The organism is Mangrovibacter phragmitis (assembly GCF_001655675.1).
GTDB lineage: Bacteria > Pseudomonadota > Gammaproteobacteria > Enterobacterales > Enterobacteriaceae > Mangrovibacter > Mangrovibacter phragmitis.
The window spans coordinates 1-17,645 of record NZ_LYRP01000003.1 but is presented as its reverse complement, the minus strand read 5'-3'; the positions used below and the strand labels follow the sequence as shown (position 1 = coordinate 17,645).

Here is a 17,645-nt window from a genome sequence, read left to right as displayed (position 1 = left end):
ACAACTGAACATTGCCTTACCACAAACAGGTCGAGTAATTAAATGAGTTTATACCCTTATGGCTTTTCGTGAAGGGTACCGTGACCTGCAAGGGGAAGGTGGCAGTCTGGTCTGCTGGTGGTTCTTCTGCTGAAGTGCGGGCGCTTATAAAAACTGTACCTGTTAATAATGGCCAGAATAAATGATGAATCGTTTTGTTATTGCCAACACCCAGGATTGCCTGGGATGCCATGCCTGTGAAGTCGCCTGCGTGATGTCCCATAATAATGAACGCCATGTTGCCGCGCCGGAACAGTTTTTGCCGCGAATTCATGTAATTGCGCAAGGTGAGCAGCGCAGTGCAGTAACCTGCCGCCACTGCGAAGATGCCCCCTGCCTGCAAAGCTGCCCAAACGACGCAATTTATCGTGAAGCTGGCACTATCCAGTTGCGTAACCAGAGATGTATTGGTTGCAAGTCTTGTGTTGTCGCCTGTCCGTTCGGGGCGATGGACATTGTGGTTGATGCACCGGAAGCCGCAGGCCGGGGTATTGCTCAGAAATGTGATTTATGTGCGGGGCGGGAGTCTGGCCCCGCCTGTGTGGAAAATTGCCCAAGCGGGGCATTAAAGCTGATTACTCCACAAACGCTTACATCCCTTACCAGACAACGCCGCCAGCAAGCTGCCGGGCGTGAAGCCGGTGGCGGTGTTCCGATGAAAGCGGGTGTGAATACCAAAGTTCAGCAAATGCGCACTACTGCCCACCGTGAAGAAGCTGCCAAACTTGATGCAGAGCGGCGTAAACGCTGCTTTGATGAAATTTACCTGACTTATGACCGCAACCAGGCCAGCAATGCGGCTCGTCGTTGCCTGACTTGTGGCGAACATAGCATCTGTGAGTGGACCTGCCCGTTACATAACTCTATTCCACAGTGGATAGAGTTGGTCAGAGAAGGCAGGGTGATGGAAGCCGTTGAACTCTCACACCAGACCAACAGCCTGCCTGAAATTACCGGGCGTGTATGCCCGCAAGACCGCCTGTGCGAAAGCCAGTGCACACTGCGTGACAAATCCGGAGCCGTCACCATTGGTAACATCGAGCGTTATATTACCGATCAGGCCTTCTCCGCGGGCTGGAAACCTCAGCTGGGTAATATTTCACCCGCTAATAAATCTGTCGCTGTGATTGGCGCAGGCCCGGCAGGGCTTGCCTGCGCGGATGTTCTGACTCGCAACGGTGTCTCGGTAACTGTGTTTGATCGCCATCCTGAAATTGGTGGGTTGCTCACATTTGGTATTCCGGCGTTTAAACTGGATAAAGCGTTGTTACAACGCCGCCGGGAGATCTTCACTGAAATGGGGGTGACATTTCATCTGAATTGCGAGGTGGGGGCGGATATTACGCTACAACATATTCTCGATGAGTACGATGCGGTTTTTGTTGGTGTAGGAACCTATCGCTCAATGAAGGCTGGGTTGGCAAATGAAGATGCGCCAGGCGTCCATGATGCACTGCCGTACTTAATTGCCAGCACGCGTAATGTTATGGGGCTGCCCGAATCACCTAATGCGCCATATGCGAATCTGGCCGGGAAAGATGTCGTGGTACTGGGGGGCGGGGATACCGCAATGGATTGTGTGCGCACTGCTTTGCGGCAGAATGCGGCCAGTGTCACCTGTGCCTACCGGCGTGATGAAGCCAATATGCCTGGTTCGAAAAAAGAGGTGAAAAATGCACGGGAAGAAGGCGCGGCTTTTGAGTTTAATGTTCAGCCACTGGAAATTGTGCTTAATGAGCAAGGTGGTGTTGCAGGCATTCGCATGCAGCGTACCTGCATGGGCGAGCCAGACAGTGCCGGGCGGCGGCGTCCCGTACCCATTGAAGATAGTGAGTTCGTGTTGCCAGCTGACGCCGTGTTAATGGCATTTGGGTTTCATCCACACAGTTTACCGTGGCTGGAAGAACAAGGTGTTTCTCTGGATAACCGGGGGCGTATTCTGGCACATGTCACCAGCACTTACCGTTACCAGACCAGCCATCCGAAAATCTTTGCCGGTGGTGATGCAGTACGCGGAGCCGATCTGGTAGTAACAGCAATGGCGGAAGGGCGTCATGCGGCGCAGGGGATTATGAATTACCTCAGTATTGTACCCCAGCAGTCATGGCTGTAATCGCGCTTTAACGGTAATAAAACGGCAACGACAAATTGCCTCTGGCGGCGTAGTATGGTGACTCTTGTCTGATTTCGGGAGCTGCTATGCCGCCAAAAATTACTATCATCAAAGACAAAGTCCTCTCTGATAATTATTTTATTCTGCGCAATATCACCTACGAACTGACCCGTAATAATGGTGAAGTTATTCGCCAAAAACGCGAAGTCTATGACCGGGGAAACGGTGCAACAATCTTGCTGTATAACCGCGACCAGCGCAGTGTGGTGTTGACCCGCCAGTTTCGTGTGGCAACCTGGGTGAATGGCAACGAGGATGGACGGCTGATTGAAGCCTGTGCCGGGTTACTGGACAACGATGCACCTGAAGCCTGCGCCCGTAAAGAAGCGATGGAAGAAACCGGTTACCAGGTAGGCGAGGTCGAAAAAGTCTTTGAACTGTATATGTCTCCTGGTGGGGTAACGGAAGTGGTTTATTTCTTCATTGCACCCTATAACGCGCAACTGAAGAAAAGTGCCGGGGGCGGCGTTGATGATGAAGCTATTGATGTTATTGAAATGGCTTTTGATGATGCGATGGAAAAAGTACGTAACGGCGAGATTCGCGATGGCAAGACAGTGATTTTACTGCAACATCTTAAATTAAGCGGCTATATGGATTAACGGTCACCTTCATTTTGAGATTCGTTTTTTTTCAATCCGACAAATCTTATTGAGCCAGCCCACAAGGGGAACGAAGATACGGCGACATTATTTTGCTTTTCTGGTTTACAGGATTGTCTGTGCGCTTATCATCCGGTCATCTCTTTTTTCTGGGTATTTTATTATCCGGCATGTTGCCGGGGCTCGCTTTGGCTGGCCCCGTGCAGCAGCAATTTGCTGACTGGCTGGTCACCTGTAATAACCAAAATTTTTGCCAGGCGCGTAATGTCAGCCACCATCACGGGTTGATAATGGCGCTATCGCGCAGTGCTGGTGCCAAAGACGATATGTCTTTACGTATCGAGCTGGGTTCGCTTTATGCGCCACCAACAAAGCTCCCGGCGATTAATGGCCGCCTGTTATGGCGAGGAAAGCCCTTACAACTGGATAAAAAATCCTGGCAAATTACCCCTCATCGGTTAAAAACCACCAATCCGGGGGTAATAACGGCTCTGCTACGCAAACTGGCGGCAGACACGGATAATTCCCCCATCACGCTTGCTCATGCTCAGGGTTCGGTTTCCCTTGATGGCCTGAAACGTGCTCTGGAATTTATCGATACCACGCAGAAACGCCAGGGTAACCAAAGCGCCTGGATTGATCCCGGTGACTTACCGCCACAGAAAACTCCCCCTGCACCAGGGTTAGTGACTATCGATAAACCTGAACTTCCCGTAGCCCCACTCAGCGCGACTGAGCTCAACGGCCTGCTTGATTATGGATCCTGGCGCATGGCAAACAGCCATTGTTCAATGGATCCTTCACAACGTGAAGTTCGTGTTGCTCCGCTGTCCGGTAATAAAGCCATTCTGATGGTGAGTTGTGAATCCGGCGCCTATAACGTGGTTGATCTGGTCTGGATACTCAACCGTGAAAAACCGTTCCATGCACGGCGTATCCGTCTGCGCCTGCCTTTTAACTGGGAAGGCCACGACAGGGATGTGGAACTGATGAACACCCGTTTTGATGATCATGACCAGGTGTTTGTTACCCTGAATAAAGGGCGCGGGTTTGCTGATTGCGGGGTGACAACTCGTTGGCGCTATACTGATGAGCAGTTCAGGCTGGTGCGCCTGGCTTCCCAGCCGGTGTGTGACGGGCAGGAAACCGCAGATGCCTGGCCGACGCTGTGGGTGGCAAACTAAAACCTGAGCTGGCAAGGTGGCTGAGGCCGGACAGAATAACGGCCCCGCCACCTGTTGAACCTGTTACTGCTGGTTTTTGGCTGCCAGTAAATCTTCCAGTTTGCGCTGGTCAGCGGCGAATAATCTTATTCCCTCCGCCAGTTTATCCGTTGCCATTTCATCCTGGTTTTGTTCCCAGCGGAATGCAGCTTCACTCAACGGTTGTGATGTTGAGAAAGTTTCAGAAGACGGGATCAATTTACGGATAACCGGTTCATCACTATTCTGCAATTCTTCCAGCAATGCCGGTGAAATGGTTAACCGGTCGCAACCGGCCAGGGCCAGAATTTGTTCAACACGACGGAAGCTGGCACCCATGATAATGGTCGGGTAACGGTGGCGTTTCATGTAATCATAAATATTACGCACCGATTTCACACCCGGGTCTTCTTCCACGATGTAAGGCGATAACGGTGTACGGGCCTGGAACCAGTCATAAATACGCCCGACAAAAGGCGAGATAAGAAAAACCCCTGCCTCAGCGCAGGCCCTGGCCTGAGCCAGTGAAAACAACAAAGTGAGATTACAGTGAATACCATCTCGCTCCAGGTGTTCTGCCGCGAGAATGCCTTCCCAGGTTGCCGCCAGCTTGATAAGAATACGCGACGTATCGAATCCCTGAGCGGCATACATTTCCACTAACTCATGTGCCTTACGAATGCTTTTTTGTGTATCGAAAGAGAGGTGCGCGTCCACTTCGGTAGAAACCCGGCCCGGGATATTTTTCAGAATTTCCGCACCAACATTAACTGCCAGTTTGTCGCAGGCGGCCTTAATTTGAACTTCCTGGGTTGTACCTTGCTGATTGCCCCAGGCCAGCGCATCTTCAATCAAATGTTGATATTGCGGCAAGCTGGCAGCCTTGAGCAACAAAGAAGGGTTGGTGGTTGCATCCTGCGGCTGGTAGTGCAGGATAGATGAGATGTCGCCACTGTCGGCGACGACGGTCGTAAACTGTTTAATTGCATCAAGTTGGTTCATGTTGACTTCTCCTGTATTCAGAACCGACGCTTTCTCCACACGCCAGGTAAAAAAGCGAGACCTGGTTTACAAAAAGAGTAGCAAACAACCCATGCAGTGGCTCTGCAGCCGGGTAACATACGATTTATAATTAGCTAACAAATCTTTGACTATTTTCAGGAATCTAACTGCCTTCAAAGTTTAGGTTGCACCGCCAGGTAATACTTGTCGGGCCTGGCGGGTTATATCGTACCGCTTCTTTTCATCGCCTGCTTGAAACTAACAGGATTACAAAATGGACGAACAACTAAAGCAAAGTGCTCTCGATTTTCATGAATTCCCTGTTCCGGGGAAAATTCAGGTTTCGCCAACCAAACCACTGGCAACCCAACGAGACCTCGCGCTGGCTTATTCACCTGGAGTGGCAGCACCCTGTCTGGAAATTGCCGAAAATCCACTTGCTGCGCATAAATATACTGCGCGTGGCAACCTGGTGGCAGTAGTTTCTAACGGTACAGCCGTTCTGGGGTTGGGGAATATCGGTGCACTGGCCGGAAAACCCGTAATGGAAGGTAAAGGCGTTCTGTTTAAAAAATTTGCCGGTATTGATGTGTTCGATATTGAAGTGGACGAACACGACCCGGATAAATTGATCGACGTGGTAGCGGCCCTGGAGCCAACGTTTGGCGGGATCAACCTGGAAGATATTAAAGCGCCTGAGTGTTTCTACATTGAGAAGAAACTTCGCGAACGCATGAAGATCCCTGTCTTTCATGATGATCAGCACGGTACGGCTATCATCTGCACCGCGGCGGTATTAAATGGTTTGCGGGTAGTGAAAAAGAATATTGGCGATGTTCGTCTGGTGGTTTCCGGGGCTGGAGCCTCCGCGATTGCCTGTATGAACCTGCTGGTGGCGCTGGGCATGCAGAAACACAATATTGTGGTGTGTGATTCCAAAGGCGTTATCTACCAGGGGCGTGATGCGAATATGGTGGAAACTAAAGCAGCCTACGCTGTGGTGGATGATGGCCGTCGTACACTGGATGATGTCATTGCCGGTGCTGATATTTTCTTGGGATGTTCTGGCCCGAAAGTTCTGACACAGGACATGGTGAAAAAAATGGCTGAAGCGCCATTGATTCTTGCCCTGGCGAACCCGGAGCCAGAAATTCTCCCACCACTGGCTAAAGAAGTTCGCGCCGATGCCATTATTTGTACAGGCCGCTCCGATTACCCCAACCAGGTGAACAATGTTTTGTGTTTCCCGTTTATTTTCCGCGGTGCGCTGGATGTGGGGGCCACGGCCATTAACGAAGAGATGAAACTGGCTGCGGTGCGTGCTATTGCTGAACTTGCTCATGCAGAGCAAAGCGAAGTTGTGGCATCGGCTTATGGCGACCAGGAGCTGAGTTTTGGCCCGGATTACCTGATCCCGAAACCTTTTGATCCCCGCCTGATTGTTAAGATTGCCCCAGCGGTGGCGAAAGCCGCGATGGATTCTGGTGTGGCTACACGCCCTATTGAAGACATGGACGCTTACCGGGAAAAACTGACTGAGTTTGTCTATAAAACAAACTTGTTCATGAAGCCTATTTTCTCTCAGGCGCGTAAAGACCCAAAACGTATTGTGCTGGCTGAAGGGGAAGAACCACGCGTTCTGCATGCTACACAGGAGCTGGTCACCCTTGGTCTGGCCCGCCCGATTCTGATTGGTCGCCCGGGCGTTATCGACATGCGTATCAAAAAACTGGGCCTGCAAATTGAACTGGGTAAGGATTTCGATATTGTTAACAATGAATCCGACCCGCGGTTTAAAGCCTACTGGACAGAATACTACAACCTGATGAAACGCCGTGGCGTGACTCAGGAACAGGCTCAGCGTACCGTTATCAGCAACACCACTGTGATTGGTGCGATTATGGTACATCGTGGTGAAGCAGATGGACTGATTTGTGGCACAGTAGGGGAATACCACGAACATTTCACCATTCTGGAAAAATTGTTTGGCTACCGTGATGAAGTGAAAGCAGCTGGGGCGATGAATGCGTTGTTGCTGCCCAGCGGTAACACCTTTATTGCTGACACTTACGTCAATGATGATCCCAACCCGGAACAACTAACAGAAATCACTTTGCTGGCGGCTGAAACAGTACGCCGGTTTGGGATTGAACCACGCGTGGCGCTGCTGTCGCACTCAAATTACGGATCTTCTGATGCGCCTGCCGCGATGAAAATGCGTGAGACCCTGAAACGAGTACGCGAGCGAGCACCTGACCTGATGATTGATGGTGAGATGCATGGCGATGCGGCGTTGACGGAAAGTATCCGCCATGAGCGGATGCCAGACAGCCCACTGAAAGGTGCGGCCAATATTCTCATCATGCCGAACATGGAGGCTGCACGTATCAGCTACAACCTGTTGCGGGTATCCAGCTCAGAAGGCGTCACCGTTGGGCCGGTACTGATGGGCATAGCCAAACCGGTGCATGTGCTGACACCTATTGCCTCTGTACGGCGTATTGTGAATATGGTGGCACTGGCTGTGGTGGAGGCGCAAACGTCACCTATTTAACCAACCCGGGGATACTTTGCTGTGGTTGCCTGTAACTCGGTAATCCGTAGCGTATCCCTGTTACTGAACTGGCACAGCCAGGTTTTATAACGCGCTTTACGTTTTACAACGTTGATGTCTGTTTGCCCCACTTTGTAGTGGGGCTTTTTTGGTGTTATTACAGCCACTCCCTGACGGGCAGAAAATCCGTATACAGCGCGGCTTCCGGGCTACCTTCTTCTGGTGACCAGTCATATTCCCAGCGCACTAATGGTGGCATGGACATTAAAATTGACTCCGTGCGCCCGCCACTTTGCAAACCAAATAACGTGCCACGGTCCCAGACCAGGTTAAATTCAACATAACGCCCGCGGCGGTACAACTGGAACTGGCGTTCACGTTCGCCAAAGGGAATACCTTTACGCCGTTCAACAATGGGCAGGTAAGCCTGAGAGAAGCCTTCACCTACCGCCTGAGTAAAGCGAAAACACTGCCCGAAGTTGGGGGTGTTCAGGTCATCAAAAAATAAGCCGCCAATTCCCCGGGCTTCGTTACGGTGGCGCAGCCAGAAGTACTCATCGCACCATTTTTTATAACGTGGATACACCTCACTGCCAAATGGCGTACATAAGTCGTATGCAGTGCGATGCCAGTGCACGGCGTCTTCTTTAAAACCATAGAACGGCGTGAGGTCAAACCCGCCACCAAACCACCATACCGGGTCTGCTCCCGGTTTTTCTGCCATAAAAAAGCGCACATTGGCATGGCTGGTGGGCACGTAAGGGTTGTGAGGATGAATAACCAGCGAAACCCCCATAGCTTCAAAGCTCCGCCCGGCCAGTTCTGGCCGGTGCGCTGTAGCTGAGCCAGGCATTGTGTCGCCATGAACATGAGAGAAATTCACACCAGCCTGTTCAAACACAGTGCCGCGCAGCACACGGCTCCGCCCACCGCCGCCGCCCTCACGAACCCAGTTATCTTCACTAAACTCTGCTGTGTCCTGGGCGCTTAATTGCTGGCACAGGTGGTCCTGTAACCCCAGCAGCCAGTTTTTAACGGCATTGAAATCAGGCTGTTCCATAAGTTATCCGTGCCGCGTATGGGCTTTGTGGTTATCAAACCAGTTAAAGTAGCTGTCAACACCATCGGAAATGGCGGTGGCTATCTTTTTGCGAAACGCTGTGGTACCAAGCTGGCGCTCTTCAGCCGGGTTGGTGATAAACGACGTTTCAACCAGAACTGAAGGAATAGATGGTGATTTTAACACGACAAACGCGGCCTGCTCAGTATGGTTACTGTGCAGGTGGTGGATTGGTTTTATCTGGCGAATGATATGTGAGCCGAGCGTCAGACTGTTTTTAATCGTATCTGTCTGCACCAGGTCAAACAGCACCTGCTGTAAATAGTGGTCGCGGTCTTTTACTTGCTTACCGGCGACATCATCTGCAGCGTTTTCACGGTCGGAAAGATATTTCGCCATGGCACTACTGGCACCACGGTTGGAAAGTGCAAACACCGAAGCACCGGAAGCCTGTGGGCTGGTAAACCCATCGGCGTGAATGGATAAAAACAGGTCAGCGCCATGTTTGTGCGCTATCTCAACCCGGTCATACAGCGGAATAAACGTATCGGTAGTCCGGGTCAGACGGGCATCGAAACCTTTCTGGCGCAACATACCCCGCACATATTTGGCGATAGCCAGCACGACATGTTTTTCTTCCGAACCATGATGGCCAATGGCTCCTGAATCAATACCACCGTGCCCCGGGTCAATCATAACAATGCGCCGGGCGCGTATATGGCTGGTTTTTGCCTTGCTGTGGGCATTGTGTGTTTTCAGTGGCTGAGCCGTTTCTTTTGCAAGTGCTTTTGTAGTGCTTGCTACGGTCAGCGCCGCCAGGCCCGTCAGAAGTAACTGGCGGCGGGAAGTAAGTTGTTTAAGCAGTTTTAATTTACTCATGCGGCCTGAAATATATGCTAAGTGGATTCCTGAATTATTGTTATATCGTATCGTCAACACATGAACGACAATCGCCGCATTAAAAAAGTTTTACTTTTCATTTCAATGGATGACGGCCGGGCATTATGCCATTTTTACAACATAGATGTGTCTGATATTGGCTATTGCTGCGCTAACGTTCATAATCATCTCTTTGGGTTAACTTAGTGAGGATAACCATGGAGATACGCGTTTTTCGCCAGGACGACTTCGAAGAGGTGATCACCCTGTGGGAACGTTGTGATCTTTTGCGCCCATGGAATGATCCGGAAATGGATATTGAACGCAAGATGAATCACGACCCGGAGCTTTTTTTGGTAGCCGAAGTGGGTGGTGAAATCGTCGGTTCTGTCATGGGGGGTTATGACGGCCATCGCGGCGCAGCCTATTATCTGGGGGTTCACCCTGAATTCCGTGGGCGCGGTATTGCCAATGCATTATTGAATCGCCTGGAGAAAAAGTTAATTGCCCGAGGCTGCCCAAAAATTAATCTGATGGTGCGTGAAGAAAATGACAGTGTGCTGGCAATGTATGAACATTTAGGTTACGAAGTGCAGGATTCTATTAGCATGGGGAAACGTCTGATTGAAGACCAGGAATATTAAGCCTGTTCGTGCTGAATATTGTTATATTTCGTGGCGTTTTCTTACATCTGTTAGCAGGTGAATTACTCTTTTATCCTTTGTTTTAATAAGGGTAAAGCCCGTTGGTCACGGTGCTTATTTATCCCTTCGGCCCCAAGTTGAGTACCATGAAAAGTAAATATACTCAGGTTACGCCCGATGATTACGATGCTGCAGGGCGTTTGCGCTTACCTGTATTATTTTGGGGCGTGTTACTGCTACAGGCCCGAACCTGGGTATTGTTTATTATGGCTGGCGCCTCCCGCCAGCAAGGTGATACCTTACTTACGCTTTTTTACCCCGATCATCAGGCATTCTGGGGCGGCTTATTAATGGGGCTGCCTGCGCTCGCGGGTTTTTTCTTATGTTCATGGCGCCAGCATTTTCTGAGGCTTTGGCACCATGCATACTGGGTTTTGCTGGTGGCTCAGGTGGTTATCATGTGCCAGACGGCGCGCCATTTTTTTCAGGACGATGCCAGTTCACTGGTATCGTTGCTGTTTTGTGTTGCTGACTCGGTTGCGCTTTTCTGGTGGGTGACAAACCCCCGCTTACGGCGGTGCTTTTTTGCACCCATGGAGTAAAGCCTGAAGTACAGCAATACAAGCAGGATAAGGAACCTTGTAAATGAATAAACAACGCATTCTGATTTGTGCAATACCGCTGTTGTTGAGTGGTTGTGCCTCTTTCTCCTCCTTTCAGTGGTCTTCTCTTGCCCCATGGAACTGGTTTGGCAGTGATTTATCTGTAACAGAGCAAGGGCTTGGCACACTGACCGCCAGTACGCCATTAACCAGTGAAAGGATCAGTGCTGCTATTGGTAGTGGCTACCACTTGCGTGAAGGAATGAAAATGCAAAGTGGCGAAGTGGTGCGCTACTTTGAAGCGCTCAAAGATAGCAAGGTGATGTTAGTCATTAGTGGCGACAAAGGTGCTCTGGCGCGTATTGTGGTTACCGACCCTTCAATCACCAGTGACACCGGGGTGGAGATAGGTTCTCCCTTTAGTAAAATTTTTGACAAAGCACAGGGGCACTGTCTGGCCGGAACCGGAGATGAACGGGGAAATGTAGATTGCCAGGCTCCCGGCAGCCAGCATATTCATTATATCTTCAGTGGTGAATGGCAGGGGCCGGAAGGGCTTATTCCACCGGATGAGACACTCAGGAACTGGACTGTTTCGCAAATTGTATGGGCGCGATGAAACCCTGATTTGCGCAGTCGCAAAAAGTGTTACTCAAAAAAGAATATAATCATGCCCAAAAGTGCCGCATCAGGCGGCGCAATTTTATTCAGGAGGCGTTATGTCTGAGGCACAAAGTGGTATTTTGCCTGAACATTGTCGGGCCGCAATCTGGCTGGAAGGCCGGGTTCAGGGAGAGGTTGGCGCATTACGTGAAGCGAGCAAACGCTTCAGCGAAAAATTGGGTGAACTGGAAGCACAGTTCCCGGATGCGCATTTGGGCGCGGTTGTGGCATTTGGGCATGACACCTGGCGTGAATTAAGTGGCGGCAAAGGCGCAGAAGAGCTGAAAAACTTTACCCCTTTAGGCAAAGGGCTGGCACCCGCAACTCAGCACGATGTAATGATTCATATTATGTCATTGCGCCATGACGTGAATTTTACTGTGGCGCAGGCTGTGGTGTCACTGTTCAGCCCTGTGGTGAATTTTGTCGAAGAAACTCATGGCTTTCGTTGGGTTGAAGACCGTGACCTGAGCGGCTTTGTCGATGGTACAGAAAACCCGGCAGGTGACGCGCTTCGCCGTGAAGTCGCTGTTATCAATAGCGGCATTGATGCGGGTGGCAGCTATGTTCTGGTGCAACGTTGGGAGCACAACCTGGAACAACTGAACCACATGGCGGTTTCTGAGCAGGAAATGGTGTTTGGGCGAACCAAAGTCGCTAATGAAGAAATTGACCCGGATGAGCGCCCGGTGACTTCGCACCTGACCCGTGTTGATTTGAAAGAAGACGGCAAAAGCATGAAAATTGTGCGCCAGAGCCTGCCTTATGGCACCGCCAGTGGTACTCATGGCCTCTATTTTTGTGCTTACTGCGCACGGCTACACAACATTGAAGCACAACTGTTGAGTATGTTTGGCGAGGCAGACGGAAAACGCGATGCGATGTTGCGTTTTACCCGGCCAGTTACCGGGGGCTACTATTTCGCGCCTTCGCGTGAGCGCCTGGCTAACCTGTAATTGACATTGCATAACACACCGGCGTGTGAAAGGCCGGTGTGGAATAAGCGAACGCTCAAATACACACACCAAAAAAAGATTTTTCTTTTCCGTGCTCTGGTAAAAATAAGCCTGAATCACTAACCTGGTGCTCAGGGTTGTGATCCGGTAAATCAGCCTGCTGAACCTGTGCTTACGGTTTTCACCCGGTAAAGTCCCTCCTCACCTGAAAATAGCCCTTCTCAAAGCTGACCACTTTTAGGTTCCACGTTCCTGTAATCCCCCGCTAAAACACTTGTGTGCATTTTCTAAGCCAGTGGTTATGGTTTTGCGTTACCCATTTTTCTTATCTCCGTTTTTTGCATGAGATTTTTTGGTGTTTAAGTCTAAGGAATTCCTTATTTACAATACAAAGATCTAAATATTTGATCAAAAATATAATGTTGCTCTATTATCACTGTCGCTGTGTGAAACCTATACACAGCTTCCTGTCGTGTCTGGTCAACAGAAATCAGGCGTGACAGTAAGGTGAAGGAGAACAGGGATGAAGATTTATCGCCCGCTTTGGGAAGACGGGGCCATACTGGCACCACAGCAGTTTCAGCAGCAGGCTAACTGGCAAGAGTATCTGGTTGATTCGCAGGCCCGTATGGGGGTTTCGCACCCGTGGGGCGTAGTGGCTGCTGAATTTGATGACTCTGCGCTGGAGGTGTCGCGCCTGAATATGACACGCCTGGTGGTGCGGTTTCAGGATGGTACTCTTGTGGATACAGGTCTTGCAGACAATCTGCCGCCAGTTTGCGAGATACCTTCTGTAACCGGAATCGAAGCCATTGAGGTAGTCGCAGCGTTACCGTTATTAAGTGCCAGTGGGGGTAATCTGGCTGCCGGGCAGGGCAGTGATCGTCCACAGCGCTGGAAGTCCGAGCGGGTTGTGGTACAGGACCTGGCAGGCCATGAGCGCACAGAACTGGCCGTATTGCGCCATGCCATCACGCTGCGGTTGTCTGGCCAGGAAAATACCGCATACCTGACCTGTCCGGTTGCCCGTCTGGTGCGCAACGCCCAGGGGCAGTGGTGCCGTGACAGCGCATTTATCCCACCATTACTCTCTGTTGCAGCAAGCCCCATCCTGGTTTCAGCCCTGAATGAACTGCTGGTACGTTTGCAGGCCCGCCGCCGTCGCCTGATGGCAATGCGCCGTGAGAGCAATGCACGTATGGCCGATTTTGCGGTGGCGGATGTGTCCCTGTTTTGGTTGCTTAATGCCCTGAACAGTGCTGAGCCTGTACTGGCTGCGTTGCTACAGGCGCCATCGCACCATCCGGAGTTGTTCTACCGTGAACTGGTGCGCCTCGCGGGCAGTCTGCTCACCTTCTCACTGGCGCATGAAGCCGCCGATATTCCCGCATACCAGCATAATGCGCCTGAACAGGTGTTTCCCCCGTTACTGGCACTGCTCGACAAACTGCTGGAAGCCAGCCTGCCATCGCGGGTTATCAGTATTCAACTTGAGCATGCCGACCAAATCTGGAAAGGCTCCCTGCATGATGCCCGCCTGCGAGAGGGGGCAGATTTTTACCTCTCTGTACGCGCGTCTGTGCCCAATCATGAGTTACAGGTGAAATTCCCACAACTGTGTAAGGCAGGCAGTTTTGGTGATGTGTCTGATGTAGTGAATGTGGCGCTGAGTGGCATCGTCATCATTCCGCTTTCCCATGTTCCCGCCGCTATTCCATTACGCCTGGAGAATCAGTATTTCGCGCTGGATCTGCACTCGGATGCCGCAAGAGAAATGCTGGTAACAGGCAACTGCTCTTTTTACACCCCGGCTTCACTGGGAGATGTGCAACTTGAACTTTACGCGGTACTGCGCACATGAATAAAACTGAACAACGCGAGCTCGAACGTATCTTCTACCCGGGGTGGCTGATGGCCAGCCAGCTACGTAGTGGTCAGGTGGTGCATGATGGCAAAGGTCTCTATCGCCGGGCATGCCAGGTGGTAGAAGAGGCGCGAACAGCGCTTACTGAAGCGGGTTACAGTGATACCCGACGTGACCATATGGTCTATGCCCTGTGCGCACTGCTTGATGAGAGTGTGATGAACAGGGGAACAACTGATGACGGCTACCAGGCCTGGTACCACGACCCGTTACAGGCACATTTCTTTGGCTCACTGAATGCGGGTGAGGCGGTGTGGGCGCTTATTCGTGAAAAGCGCAATGATCCCGAGCCAGATACCGCAGTCCTCACCTGTCTGTATCGCACATTACAACTTGGGTTTGTCGGGCACTATCGCTCGCAAGATGATGAACAGCGCGAGGACGTAGTCAAAGCACTTGGCGAGCGGGTTCCCGGGTTCACCCAGGCTCAGGATGCACCCATTGTGGTCATGCCTTCTCAACAGCACAGCAACAGGCATAGCTACTGGTTGTTCTGGGTAGCCGGGGCCGGGGTGCTGGCTGCATTGTGGTTTGTGCTTTCCTCCTCTCTCACTAAACTGGTTAACCAGATAATCCTGCCGGGGTAAACGATGCGTGATCTTTACCCGCGGCTGTTAACCGCACTCGGCGCAGTGCTTGCATTGTGGCTTATTCTGGGCTTTTGGCCGCTTTCCGAAGCCAGCAAGGCTGTGCTTAGTCTGTTGGTTGTGCTGGTGTGTGGTGTCATGCTCTGGCGCCAGCAGGGAACTAACCGGGCACTGGCAACCAGGGTTAAGGGCACCAGGCAGGAACACTTACCGCCGGAAGGCTACCAGGGCGCTGTCATTCTGGTTTGTGGCGATAATACGGCCTTGTTCGCCCCTGATTCCTGGCAGCGTGAAACCTGCCACGGCTGGTATTTGCGTGTGGAGGATGCGCCACAATTACCATTGTTGGTACAACTCTTCAATCAGTACCGCCCTGCACTGGTACCACAACTCTCTATTTTGCTGGCAACCTTTCCAGAGCACCATTGCTGCGAAGGCGATTTCATCCACCGCCTGCGCGGGTGGCAGCGCGCGGTGGGGCAGTGCCATTTACCCCTGGGCTGCGCACTTCCTTTATGGGGTGTCACCTGGGTGTCGCCGCCAGTGGCTGGTACGTGGGCAGAGCCAGTCTGGTTTTCAGCCCTCAACCACCATCCGGAAATGCAGGTGCACCAGCCCGGCCAGGTGAACCTGCCGTTATCTCAGTGGGTGAATGATGCACACGGCCGTTCACGCCAACCATGCGTGAGCATGGCGCTGTGGCTGGGCAGCCTGTTGGCCTGGCGCGAACGCACCATCCAGCCGGTATTGTCGGTGCCAGCAGGGGATTTACCCGCTCTGGAATTCTGCCAGCAGGGCGTTTGCGTGGCACCAGTGCAAGGTGAGCAGAGTAATCTGTGGCAGCAGCATATCGCTTCATACACCACACTGCCGCCAGGTGCTGCTGCCACTGAATCTTCATTACCTTTACCGGACTTGTTTTTGCCTGAGTTACCACACCGCCCGGGTATTACACCGCAATCGGTTTTCTGGCGTTATGCCGGGTTACTGGGCGGCGCTTTTCTTGCCCTGGCGATGCTGGCATCCTGGGTGAACAACCAGCAATTTATCCGTGATATTGGGGACCACCTCGCCCTGTACCAACGCACTTCTGGTGAATGGGCTGAGCCCGTGTTACGCGCACAGCAACGCCTGCAGGCTGATGCCGCTCAATTGGGCACCTGGCAGCGCCAGGGTGTGCCACAGCGTTATAGCCTGGGCCTTTATCAAGGCGAGCGCCTGTTACCGCTACTGGAAGCGGCGCTTACCGACAAAGCTCCACTGCCATTACCTCATCCTGTTGTCACAACCACTATTCCTGAGCCAGAGACTCTGAACCTGGACAGCCTGTCGCTGTTCGATTCCGGGAAATACAAACTCAAACCTGGCTCCACTTCTGTGCTGGTGAGTGCGCTGGTTGCTATTCGGGAAAGACCTGGCGGGTTGGTTGTTATTGCCGGGCACACGGATAACACCGGCAATCCAGCGCATAACCAGTTGCTCTCGCTGAAGCGTGCCGAAGCAGTGCGTGACTGGATGCGCGATACCGGTGGGGTGCCGGAAAGCTGCTTTGCAGTGCAGGGCTATGGTGAAAGCCGCCCTGTCGCACCGAACGGCACACCGGAAGGGCGGGCACGCAACCGCCGGGTTGAAATCACGCTGTTACCCGGGGCTAATGCCTGCCAGATACCGGGTTCAAACATAAATACAGCAGCATAACGCACTACCCAACATCCCCAACAGCTGCCATGTGGGGCTCACAACCCGGAAACCACGCCTGATGTGCTTTGGCTCCCAGTGAAGGGGAAAGCAACGGGCGGTAGCGTGCCTGCAGGGGCGCCGCACAAATGAAACGTTCAGATGCCCGCTCCTGCTACTTACCCGGCCCGGCGGCTGGGTAGCGGCCCGCATCAAGAGCAACCTTACTGATATAAAGGGAGTTAACACCATGAATCTGACAGGGATGCGCAACACGCTCACCCGCAACACCCTGAACCGCTACCGCCTCACCATACCTTCCTGCAGCGCTGACACCGATGTGGAAGATTTCCGTGGCGAAGAGGCGATGAGCGCGCTTTACCGCTACACCATCAGGTTTACCAGTACCGACAAAAACATTGATGCCCGCCAGCTCCTGGCCAAACCCGCAACACTGACGATGGGCGCAGGCAACCTGCTTTCCCTGGCAGACCGCAAAGTGGTGCACGGGGTTATCACGCATTTCACCCGCACCGGCGGCTCTGCAGATGAAGCGAAGTACAGCATTGTACTGGAACCCTTTATTGCACTGCTGGCTAACCAGTTTCGTACTCACCGCTTTTTCGTCAACAAATCGGTGCCGGAAGTGGTGGAAGAGGTCCTGCGGGAGCACCGCCTGAATGGCTGGGAATATGAGTTTATCCTCAGCCACGACTACCCGAAACGTGAACAGATTAACCAGTACCAGGAAAACGACCTGGCGTTTATTGAACGCCTGCTGGCTGAACTGGGGATTTTTTACTTCTTCACCCTGCACCCGGAAACACAGACTGAAGTGGTGAACTTTGCCGACAGGCCGGGCGCCTGGTTCTTCGGGAAAAAACTGCCGTTAAACAGCCCGTCCGGCGCTAACGATAATGGCGCAGACTCGGTATGGGATGTTCATGTTACGCAGAATGTGGCGGTGCGCTCGGTTACCGCCGGTGACTACAACCACCGTGAAGCACAACGGGTGTTGCTCTCGGAACCCGCCGACATGACCCGGGGCGACGGCGAGGGTGTCACCTGGGGAGATGTCTAC

General features: G+C 52.2%; 15 protein-coding genes. 12 read left to right on the top strand and 3 right to left on the bottom strand.

Annotation, left to right across the window (positions count from 1 at the left end; translation table 11 throughout):
* Positions 1-184 precede the first annotated feature (184 nt).
* The 3 genes from aegA (at position 185) to A9B99_RS06530 (ending at position 3,998) form a co-directional block, all read left to right on the top strand.
* The gene (gene aegA, locus A9B99_RS06540) at positions 185-2,152 is read left to right on the top strand and encodes a formate-dependent uric acid utilization protein AegA (protein WP_064595857.1); all 1,968 of its coding nucleotides are present in this window, start codon (positions 185-187) and stop codon (positions 2,150-2,152) included.
* Positions 2,153-2,238: 86 nt separating this feature from the next.
* Positions 2,239-2,814, top strand: a complete 576-nt coding sequence (gene nudK / locus A9B99_RS06535) for a GDP-mannose pyrophosphatase NudK (protein WP_064595855.1) — start codon at positions 2,239-2,241, stop codon at positions 2,812-2,814.
* A 170-nt stretch (positions 2,815-2,984) separates the two neighbouring features.
* Entirely contained in the window at positions 2,985-3,998 is a 1,014-nt protein-coding gene (locus A9B99_RS06530; RefSeq protein ID WP_064596083.1) for a DUF1176 domain-containing protein, read from the top strand.
* A 63-nt stretch (positions 3,999-4,061) separates the two neighbouring features.
* Here A9B99_RS06530 and tal read toward each other — a convergent pair whose 3' ends face one another.
* The gene (gene tal, locus A9B99_RS06525) at positions 4,062-5,018 is read right to left on the bottom strand and encodes a transaldolase (RefSeq protein ID WP_064595852.1); all 957 of its coding nucleotides are present in this window, start codon (positions 5,016-5,018) and stop codon (positions 4,062-4,064) included.
* Between the two features lie 274 nt (positions 5,019-5,292).
* On the opposite strand from tal, the gene maeB reads away from it, so the two are divergent.
* Positions 5,293-7,572 carry an NADP-dependent oxaloacetate-decarboxylating malate dehydrogenase gene (gene maeB, locus A9B99_RS06520; protein WP_064595843.1) on the top strand — a complete coding sequence of 760 codons (2,280 nt, stop codon included), beginning with the start codon at positions 5,293-5,295 and terminating at the stop codon, positions 7,570-7,572.
* Positions 7,573-7,729: 157 nt separating this feature from the next.
* On the opposite strand, the gene hemF is transcribed toward maeB, so the two are convergent.
* Both hemF and amiA read right to left on the bottom strand, forming a co-directional pair.
* Positions 7,730-8,632 (bottom strand): oxygen-dependent coproporphyrinogen oxidase, encoded by a 903-nt coding sequence (gene hemF, locus A9B99_RS06515; RefSeq protein ID WP_064595841.1) that lies wholly within the window; start codon positions 8,630-8,632, stop codon positions 7,730-7,732.
* A 3-nt stretch (positions 8,633-8,635) separates the two neighbouring features.
* A complete protein-coding gene (gene amiA, locus A9B99_RS06510) occupies positions 8,636-9,511 on the bottom strand; it encodes an N-acetylmuramoyl-L-alanine amidase AmiA (RefSeq protein ID WP_064595840.1) in 876 nt (291 codons plus the stop codon).
* A 218-nt stretch (positions 9,512-9,729) separates the two neighbouring features.
* On the opposite strand from amiA, the gene A9B99_RS06505 reads away from it, so the two are divergent.
* From A9B99_RS06505 to A9B99_RS06470, 8 genes are all read left to right on the top strand, one after another.
* Entirely contained in the window at positions 9,730-10,155 is a 426-nt protein-coding gene (locus A9B99_RS06505) for a GNAT family acetyltransferase (RefSeq protein ID WP_064595839.1), read from the top strand.
* Positions 10,156-10,301: 146 nt separating this feature from the next.
* Entirely contained in the window at positions 10,302-10,757 is a 456-nt protein-coding gene (locus A9B99_RS06500; protein WP_064595838.1) for a DUF2919 domain-containing protein, read from the top strand.
* Positions 10,758-10,800: 43 nt separating this feature from the next.
* Positions 10,801-11,376, top strand: coding sequence for an RpoE-regulated lipoprotein (locus A9B99_RS06495; protein ID WP_064595837.1), 576 nt, complete (start codon positions 10,801-10,803; stop codon positions 11,374-11,376).
* A gap of 100 nt (positions 11,377-11,476) precedes the next feature.
* A complete protein-coding gene (locus tag A9B99_RS06490) occupies positions 11,477-12,376 on the top strand; it encodes a Dyp-type peroxidase (RefSeq protein ID WP_064595835.1) in 900 nt (299 codons plus the stop codon).
* A gap of 523 nt (positions 12,377-12,899) precedes the next feature.
* The gene (tssK, locus tag A9B99_RS06485; RefSeq protein ID WP_064595833.1) at positions 12,900-14,237 is read left to right on the top strand and encodes a type VI secretion system baseplate subunit TssK; all 1,338 of its coding nucleotides are present in this window, start codon (positions 12,900-12,902) and stop codon (positions 14,235-14,237) included.
* On the top strand, positions 14,234-14,887 hold the full coding sequence (tssL, locus tag A9B99_RS06480) for a type VI secretion system protein TssL, short form (RefSeq protein WP_064595831.1): 654 nt from the start codon (positions 14,234-14,236) through the stop codon (positions 14,885-14,887). Before tssK ends, tssL begins: the two co-directional genes overlap by 4 nt.
* Positions 14,888-14,890: 3 nt before the next feature.
* Positions 14,891-16,585 (top strand): OmpA family protein, encoded by a 1,695-nt coding sequence (locus tag A9B99_RS06475; RefSeq protein ID WP_064595829.1) that lies wholly within the window; start codon positions 14,891-14,893, stop codon positions 16,583-16,585.
* Positions 16,586-16,814: 229 nt separating this feature from the next.
* Positions 16,815-17,645, top strand: an 831-nt coding sequence (locus A9B99_RS06470; protein ID WP_156519011.1) for a type VI secretion system Vgr family protein, incomplete at its 3' end; no start/stop codon positions are given.